General features: G+C 63.8%; 16 protein-coding genes. All 16 read left to right on the top strand.

The window, feature by feature from the left end:
- Positions 1-114, top strand: a 114-nt coding sequence (locus Q322_RS22220; RefSeq protein WP_156952889.1) for an EF-Tu C-terminal domain-related protein, incomplete at its 5' end; no start/stop codon positions are given.
- A gap of 5 nt (positions 115-119) precedes the next feature.
- Complete coding sequence (rpsJ, locus tag Q322_RS0104870) at positions 120-443, top strand: 30S ribosomal protein S10 (protein WP_014685998.1); 324 nt, start codon at positions 120-122, stop codon at positions 441-443.
- Positions 440-1,075, top strand: a complete 636-nt coding sequence (rplC, locus tag Q322_RS0104865; protein WP_029476486.1) for a 50S ribosomal protein L3 — start codon at positions 440-442, stop codon at positions 1,073-1,075. The genes rpsJ and rplC overlap by 4 nt, the downstream gene beginning before the upstream one ends.
- Positions 1,076-1,077: 2 nt before the next feature.
- Entirely contained in the window at positions 1,078-1,698 is a 621-nt protein-coding gene (gene rplD / locus Q322_RS0104860) for a 50S ribosomal protein L4 (protein ID WP_029476484.1), read from the top strand.
- Positions 1,695-1,982 (top strand): 50S ribosomal protein L23, encoded by a 288-nt coding sequence (locus Q322_RS0104855; RefSeq protein ID WP_029476482.1) that lies wholly within the window; start codon positions 1,695-1,697, stop codon positions 1,980-1,982. Before rplD ends, Q322_RS0104855 begins: the two co-directional genes overlap by 4 nt.
- Positions 1,983-1,995: 13 nt before the next feature.
- On the top strand, positions 1,996-2,829 hold the full coding sequence (rplB, locus tag Q322_RS0104850) for a 50S ribosomal protein L2 (RefSeq protein ID WP_029476480.1): 834 nt from the start codon (positions 1,996-1,998) through the stop codon (positions 2,827-2,829).
- Between the two features lie 14 nt (positions 2,830-2,843).
- The gene (rpsS, locus tag Q322_RS0104845; RefSeq protein WP_029476479.1) at positions 2,844-3,131 is read left to right on the top strand and encodes a 30S ribosomal protein S19; all 288 of its coding nucleotides are present in this window, start codon (positions 2,844-2,846) and stop codon (positions 3,129-3,131) included.
- The gene (gene rplV / locus Q322_RS0104840; RefSeq protein ID WP_084147795.1) at positions 3,128-3,577 is read left to right on the top strand and encodes a 50S ribosomal protein L22; all 450 of its coding nucleotides are present in this window, start codon (positions 3,128-3,130) and stop codon (positions 3,575-3,577) included. Before rpsS ends, rplV begins: the two co-directional genes overlap by 4 nt.
- A 1-nt stretch (position 3,578) precedes the next feature.
- On the top strand, positions 3,579-4,328 hold the full coding sequence (gene rpsC / locus Q322_RS0104835) for a 30S ribosomal protein S3 (RefSeq protein ID WP_029476475.1): 750 nt from the start codon (positions 3,579-3,581) through the stop codon (positions 4,326-4,328).
- A complete protein-coding gene (rplP, locus tag Q322_RS0104830; RefSeq protein ID WP_029476473.1) occupies positions 4,328-4,753 on the top strand; it encodes a 50S ribosomal protein L16 in 426 nt (141 codons plus the stop codon). Before rpsC ends, rplP begins: the two co-directional genes overlap by 1 nt.
- The gene (gene rpmC / locus Q322_RS0104825) at positions 4,740-4,964 is read left to right on the top strand and encodes a 50S ribosomal protein L29 (RefSeq protein WP_029476472.1); all 225 of its coding nucleotides are present in this window, start codon (positions 4,740-4,742) and stop codon (positions 4,962-4,964) included. Before rplP ends, rpmC begins: the two co-directional genes overlap by 14 nt.
- Positions 4,961-5,251, top strand: coding sequence for a 30S ribosomal protein S17 (gene rpsQ / locus Q322_RS0104820; RefSeq protein WP_029476470.1), 291 nt, complete (start codon positions 4,961-4,963; stop codon positions 5,249-5,251). The genes rpmC and rpsQ overlap by 4 nt, the downstream gene beginning before the upstream one ends.
- Positions 5,248-5,652 (top strand): 50S ribosomal protein L14, encoded by a 405-nt coding sequence (gene rplN / locus Q322_RS0104815; RefSeq protein WP_029476468.1) that lies wholly within the window; start codon positions 5,248-5,250, stop codon positions 5,650-5,652. The genes rpsQ and rplN overlap by 4 nt, the downstream gene beginning before the upstream one ends.
- On the top strand, positions 5,652-5,999 hold the full coding sequence (gene rplX, locus Q322_RS0104810; RefSeq protein WP_029476466.1) for a 50S ribosomal protein L24: 348 nt from the start codon (positions 5,652-5,654) through the stop codon (positions 5,997-5,999). The genes rplN and rplX overlap by 1 nt, the downstream gene beginning before the upstream one ends.
- A gap of 60 nt (positions 6,000-6,059) precedes the next feature.
- Positions 6,060-6,599, top strand: a complete 540-nt coding sequence (gene rplE, locus Q322_RS0104805; RefSeq protein WP_029476465.1) for a 50S ribosomal protein L5 — start codon at positions 6,060-6,062, stop codon at positions 6,597-6,599.
- Between the two features lie 19 nt (positions 6,600-6,618).
- Complete coding sequence (locus tag Q322_RS0104800; protein ID WP_029476463.1) at positions 6,619-6,804, top strand: type Z 30S ribosomal protein S14; 186 nt, start codon at positions 6,619-6,621, stop codon at positions 6,802-6,804.
- Positions 6,805-7,219: the final 415 nt, after the last annotated feature.

Here is a 7,219-nt window from a genome sequence, read left to right as displayed (position 1 = left end):
ACGTTTGTGGTGGAACTGATCAAGCCGATTGCCATGGAAGAGGGTCTGCGTTTCGCCATCCGTGAAGGTGGCCGCACCGTGGGCGCAGGCGTCGTCACCAAGGTTCTGGAGTAATAGCAATGGTTGCCCCGAAGATCCGTATCAAACTGCGTGGTTTCGACCACAAGGCGCTGGACCAGTCGGCGAGCAAGATCGTGGACACCGTCCGGCGCACCGGAGCGGACGTGAGCGGCCCAGTGCCGCTTCCGACCCGCATCCGCCGCTTCTGCGTGCTGCGCTCGCCCTTTGTCAACAAGGACAGCCGCGAGCACTTTGAAATCCGCACCCACAACCGTTTGGTGGACATCATGAACCCCACCAAGAAGACCATCGACTCCTTGATGACCCTGGACCTGCCCACCGGCGTGGACATTGAAATCAAGACGGTGGGAGGCCGCGCGTGAAGGGCCTGCTGGGAACCAAAATCGGCATGACCCAGATCTGGAAGGGCGACCGCGCCGTTCCGGTCACTGTGGTGCTGGCTGGCCCCTGCCCCGTCGTGCAGCGCAAGACCGCCCAGACCGACGGCTACGAGGCCGTGCAGATCGGCTTTGCCCCCAAGGCGGAGCGCAAGGTCAACCGCCCGGCGATGGGCCACTTCAAGAAGGCCGGGGTGTCCCCTGTGCGCTTCCTGCGTGAATTCCGCGACTTTGCCCCCGAGGGTGACACGGTCAGCGTGGACATCTTCGCCGAGGGCGAGAAGATCGACGCCACCGGCACCAGCAAGGGCAAGGGCTTTCAGGGCGTCATCAAGAGATGGCACTTTGCCGGTGGCCCCGGCAGCCACGGCACCAAGAAGTGGCACCGCCGTCCCGGCTCCATCGGCCAGCGCAAGACGCCAGGCCGCGTGTACAAGGGCAAGAAGATGGCCGGACACATGGGCATGGACCGCGTGACCGTCCAGAACCTGGAAGTGGTGGAAGTGCGCGCCGGTGAAAACCTGATCCTGGTCAAGGGCGCGATTCCCGGTGCCAACGGCGGCCTCGTGATCCTGCGCGGCGCTGTGAAGATGCGCACCTCCAAGGGAGGCAAGTAAACATGGCGCAGATTAACGTCGTCGGACAGAACGGTGGTCGTCAGATCAGCCTGGACCTGCCCGAAGCCAATAAGCACGTGCTGCACGAGGTGGTCACCTGGCAGCTCGCCAGCCGCCGCCGTGGCACGGCCAGCACCAAGACCCGCGCGCAGGTCAGTGCCACTGGCAAGAAGATGTACGGTCAGAAGGGAACGGGCAACGCCCGCCACGGCGACCGCACGGTTCCGACCTTTGTGGGCGGCGGCGTGGCCTTTGGCCCCAAGCCCCGCAACTACGGCTACACCCTGCCACGCAAGGTGCGTCAGCTCGGCCTGGCGATGGCCCTCTCGGACCGTGAGCAGGAAGGCATGCTCACCGCCGTGGACGGCTTTGGTCTGGACGGCAAGACCAAGGGCTTTATCGCCTGGGCGACTGACAACGGCATGAGCGGCAGCGAGAGCGTGCTGCTGGTGACCGACGACGCCGTGGCCCGTCAGGCCGCGCGCAACGTGCCGTGGGTGACCGTGCTGCCCGTCGCGGGTCTGAACGCCTACGACATCCTGCGCCATGACCGCCTGGTGATTGACGCTGTGGCGCTGGAGCCTGCGCAGGACGAGCAGACTGAAGGAGAGGGTGCCGCATGAGCTACTACGACATCATCCACCAGCCGGTGATCAGCGAGAAGGCCTACGCGGGCATGGAGCGCGGCGTCTACTCGTTCTGGGTCAGCCCCAAGGCCACCAAGACCGAGATCAAGAGCGCCATCCAGCGCGCCTTTGATGTGTCCATCGTGGGCATCAGCACCATGAACGTGCGCGGCAAGCAGAAGCGCGTGGGCAAGTTCATGGGAACCCGCAACGACCGCAAGAAGGCCGTGGTCCGTCTCGCCGAGGGTCAGCGCATCGAGCAACTCGAAGGCCAGGCCTAGGGAGAGATTGAATATGGCCGTTAAAAAGTACCGTCCGTATACCCCGTCGCGCCGTCAGATGACGACCGCCGACTTCAGTGGGCTGACCAAGAAGCGCCCCGAAAAAGCGCTGACCGAGGGCATTTCCAAGTCCGGTGGGCGCAACAACCGGGGCCGTATCACCAGCCGCTTTATCGGCGGCGGGCACAAGCGTCTGTACCGCATCATCGACTTCAAGCGCCGCGACAAGTCCGGTGTGGTCGCCGTGGTCGCCGCGATTGAGTACGATCCCAACCGCAGCGCCCGCATCGCCCTGCTGCACTACGCCGACGGCGAGAAGCGCTACATCCTGGCCCCCGAGGGCCTGAAGGTGGGCGCAAAGGTCAACGCTGGCCCCGAGGCCGAACCCAAGCTGGGCCACGCCCTGCCGCTGCGTTTCGTGCCAGTCGGCGCGGTGGTGCACAGCGTGGAACTGGTTCCCGGCAAGGGCGCTCAGATGGCCCGCAGCGCAGGCACCAGCATTCAGGTGCAGGGCAAGGAAAGCGACTACGTGATCCTGCGTCTGCCCAGCGGCGAGCTGCGCCGCGTGCACAGCGAGTGCTACGCCACCATCGGCACCGTGGGCAACGCCGAACACAAGAACATCAACCTCGGCAAGGCCGGACGCAGCCGTTGGCTGGGCCGCAAGCCGCACCAGCGAGGCAGCGCCATGAACCCGGTGGATCACCCACACGGCGGTGGTGAGGGCCGCACCGGCGCAGGCCGCGTGCCCGTCTCCCCCTGGGGCCAGCCCAGCAAGGGCCTGAAGACCCGCCGCAAGCGCAAGGTCTCTGACCGCTTCATCATCACCCGCCGCGGCGGGAAGTAAGGAGGGCGAACCTTATGCCCCGTAGCCTCAAGAAAGGCCCGTTCGTGGACGGCCACCTGCTGCAAAAGGTGGACGCCCAGAACGAGAAGAAAGACAAGCGCGTGATTAAAACGTGGTCACGCCGCTCCACCGTGGTTCCCGAGATGATCGGCCACACCATCGCCGTGCATAACGGCAGGCAGCACATCCCGGTGTTCGTCAACGAGCAGATGATCGGCCACAAGCTCGGCGAGTTCTCGCCCACCCGCAGCTACCGGGGCCACGGCTCCGAGAAGAGCAGCAAGGGGAGCAAGAAGAAATGACCGCTGCCACCTCTTCCACTACTGCTCCCGAGCAGACCTACCGCAACAAGAAAGAGCGCAAGCAGCTCGTCAAGCTGCGCCGTCCCGGTTACGCCGTGGCCAAGTACGTCCGCATCAGCCCCCGCAAGGTGCGCCTGGTCGTCGACGTGATCCGGGGCAAGAGCGTGCGTGACGCCGAGGACCTGCTGCGCTTCATTCCGCGCGCGGCCTCCGAGCCGGTCAGCAAGGCCCTGAACAGCGCCAAGCACAACGCGCTGCACAACGATGAGATGCTCGAGGACCGTCTGGTCATCACGGCGGCCTACGTGGACGCAGGACCGACCCTCAAGCGGTTGATCCCCCGTGCACGCGGCAGCGCCAACATCCTCAAGAAGCGCACCAGCCACATCACCATCATCGTGGGCGAGGCCGAAACGGGCCGCACTGGAAACAAGGGGCGCAACTAATATGGGCAATAAAATCAACCCGAACGGCTTCCGCCTGGGCATCACCCGTGGCTGGAACAGCCGCTGGTACGCCGGCAAAAAGCAGTACGCCGGACTCTTGCGGGAAGACGAGAAGATCCGCAAGCTGATCGACAAGAAGCTGTCTGCCGCTGGCATCGCCCGCGTGGAGATCGAGCGCGCCGGTCAGCAGGTCAACGTGATCATCAGCGCCGCCAAACCCGGCATCGTGATCGGCAAGGGCGGGGACAGCATCAAGGGCCTGCGCGGCGACATCGAGCGTCTGGTCACTGCGGGCACGGTGGCAGTGAACGTCGCCGAGATCCCCAACCCCAACATCAGCGCGCCGCTGGTGGCCCTGCGGATCGCCGAGCAGATCGAGCGCCGTTTCGCCTTCCGCCGCGCCATGAAGCAGGCCGCACAGCGCGTGATGGAATCCGGCGCACGTGGCGTCAAGATCGTGCTCTCGGGCCGTCTGGGTGGGGCCGAGCAGGCGCGCACCGAGAAGGTCCTGGAAGGCCGTGTGCCGCTGCACACCCTGCGCGCCGACATCGACTACGGCACCGCGCTGGCCCGCACCTCATACGGCATCCTGGGCATCAAGGTACTGGTCTTCAACGGCGAGGTGATCGGGGGCAAGACCGAGACCCTGGCCCGCCCCAAGGGCCGCGATGACCGCCCCCGCCGCGAAGATGGGGACCGTCCCAACCGCCGCCGTCCCGCCGCAGGACGCCGCCGTCCCGGAGGTGAATGATGCTTCTTCCCAAGCGCACCAAGTACCGCAAGCAGCACCGTGGCCGGATGACCGGGGATGCCAAGGGCGGCGATTACGTGGCCTTTGGCGACTACGGCCTGATCGCCGTGGAACCCGCCTGGATCCGCAGCAACCAGATCGAGGCCTGCCGCATCGTCATGAGCCGTCATTTCCGGCGCGGCGGTAAGATCTACATCCGCATTTTCCCGGACAAGCCCGTCACCAAGAAGCCTGCCGAAACCCGAATGGGCAAGGGCAAGGGCGCAGTGGAGTTCTGGGTCAGCGTTGTGAAGCCGGGCCGCGTGATGTTCGAGGTCTCCGGCGTGACCGAGGCCCAGGCCAAGGAAGCCTTCCGTCTGGCCGGCCACAAGCTGCCCATCCAGACCAAGATGGTCAAGCGCGAGGTTTACGATGAAGTCCAGTGAGATGCGCGAGCTGGGGGCCACCCAATTCGCCTCCGAGATCGAGTCCCGCAAGAAAGAACTGATGGAGCTGCGCTTCCAGGCGGCCATGGGCAACCTGGAAAAGCCCCACCGCGTCACGCAGCTTCGCCGCGAAGTGGCCCAGCTCAATACCATCCGGCATCAGCAGGCCAGTAGCGGTGCCGCCAAGAGTGGGCAGGGAGAGCAGGCATGAAGAAGACCTTTACCGGCACCGTCGTCAGCGACAAGGCCGACAAGACGGTCAGCGTCAAGGTGGAGCGCCGCTTCGCCCACCCGCTGTACGGCAAGGTCGTTACGCGCAGCAACAAGTACGCCGCGCATGACGAGACCAACGAATACAAGCTAGGTGACCGCGTGGAGATCGTGGCGGTGCGCCCCATTTCCAAGACCAAGACCTGGAAGGTCACGCGCCTGATCGAGCGCCCGCGCGGCATTGAGACGACGGCTGTGGAAACCGAACTGGCCGGGGGTGAGGCATGATTCAGACCCAATCCCGTCTGGACGTGGCCGACAACAGCGGCGCGCGTGAAATCATGTGCATCCGCGTGCTGAATTCCAGCATCGGTGGCAAGGGCCTGACCACCGGCGGCGGCGGCAACAAGAAGTTTGCCAACGTCGGAGACATCATTGTCGCCAGCGTCAAGGACTCTGCGCCGCGCGGAGCCGTCAAGTCCGGCGACGTGGTGAAAGCCGTGATCGTCCGCACTGCGCACGCCATCAAGCGCGCCGACGGCAGCACCATCCGCTTCGACAAGAACGCTGCCGTCATCATCAACAACCAGGGCGAGCCTCGCGGCACCCGCGTCTTCGGGCCGGTGGCCCGTGAGCTGCGTGACCGCCGCTTTATGAAGATCGTATCCCTGGCCCCGGAGGTGCTGTAATGCCCCGCCCAAGCGCCGGAAGCCACCACAACGATAAGCTGCACGTCAAGAAGGGCGACAACGTTGTCGTCCTGAGCGGCAAGCACCGGGGCCAGACCGGCAAGGTTTTGTTGGCCCTGCCGCGTGACCAGAAGGTCGTCGTGGAAGGCGTGAACATGGTCACCAAGAACGTCAAGCCGAGTGCGGGCAACCCGAATGGTGGCCAGGAACAGCGCGAGCTGGCCCTGCACGCCAGCAAGGTGTCCATCGTGGACCCCGAAACCGGCAAGGCCACGCGCATTCGCCGCGCCATCGTGGACGGCAAGAAAGTCCGCGTGGCCGTGGCGAGCGGCAAGAACATCGACTGAATTCCAGGGTCACGCCACTGTGCGTGACCTGGGCGACCCGTCCGCCCGAAAGGTAGGCACATGCAACAGCTCAAAGCTAAATACAACGAAACGGTCAAGCCCGCGATGATGCAGCAGTTCAGCTACTCCTCCGTGATGGCCGTGCCGCGCATCGAGAAGATCGTGGTCAATGAGGGCCTGGGCAGCGCCAAGGAAGACAGCAAGGCCATCGACAAGGCGGCCAAGGAGCTGGGCCTGATCACGCTGCAAAAGCCGATTGTCACCAAGGCCAAAAAGAGCATCTCCAACTTCAAGCTGCGTCAGGGCATGCCGGTGGGCATCAAGGTCACGCTGCGCGGCGAGCGCATGTACGTGTTCCTGGAAAAGCTGATCAATATCGGCCTGCCCCGCATCCGCGATTTCCGTGGGATCAATCCCAACGCCTTCGATGGCCGGGGCAATTACAACCTGGGCATTAAAGAGCAACTGATTTTCCCCGAAATCACCTATGATATGGTCGACAAGGTGCGCGGCATGGACATCACTATTGTGACCTCCGCCAAGACCGACGAAGAAGCCCGCGCCCTGCTGCAAGGCATGGGCCTGCCCTTCCGCAAGTAAGGCGGGGGCAAAGGAAGTTATGGCGAATACCTCTAAAGTTGTCAAGGCGGCGCGCGGCCACAAGTTCAAAGTGCAGGATTACAGCCGCTGCTCGCGCTGTGGCCGTGCCCGCAGTTACTACCGCTTCTTCGGCATGTGCCGCATCTGCATCCGCGAGATGGCGCACAAGGGCGAGCTGCCCGGCGTGAAGAAAGCGAGCTGGTAATCAGCACCCACTATGAAGTAAAAAGAGACTCCCCGGTTGGGGGGTTTTTCTTTGGGCTTATTTCTGGGGTAGCTCCTGCGATTCAACCCGTCCGCCCCTCTGGGGCACCTCCCCTCAGAAGGGAGGCAAGGGATTTCTACGTAGCAGATGCATTGCGATTTCTGGCTCCCTTCAAGGGGAGTTGGCAGCGAAGTTGATTGAGTGGGGTCCGGCTTTCGGCTTGCTGCGCTTCCAATGCCTGAGTTTTTTTGCAGCCAGCGACTTGTGCCTGAGCGCCCACCATTGCCAACCCCCGCCCCCACCTGATACACTTCTTCCTTGCCGCACCCGTTGCGGTAATGTTCGTGCTGTACCCCTCTGGATACGAACCGTCCAATTTTGAATGGTGATCGTCCAGTGGAGGTTTCCCACCCAA

Origin of the sequence: Deinococcus frigens DSM 12807, assembly GCF_000701425.1 — a bacterium.
Classification (GTDB): domain Bacteria; phylum Deinococcota; class Deinococci; order Deinococcales; family Deinococcaceae; genus Deinococcus; species Deinococcus frigens.
This window is presented reverse-complemented; position numbering and strand designations above follow the sequence as displayed.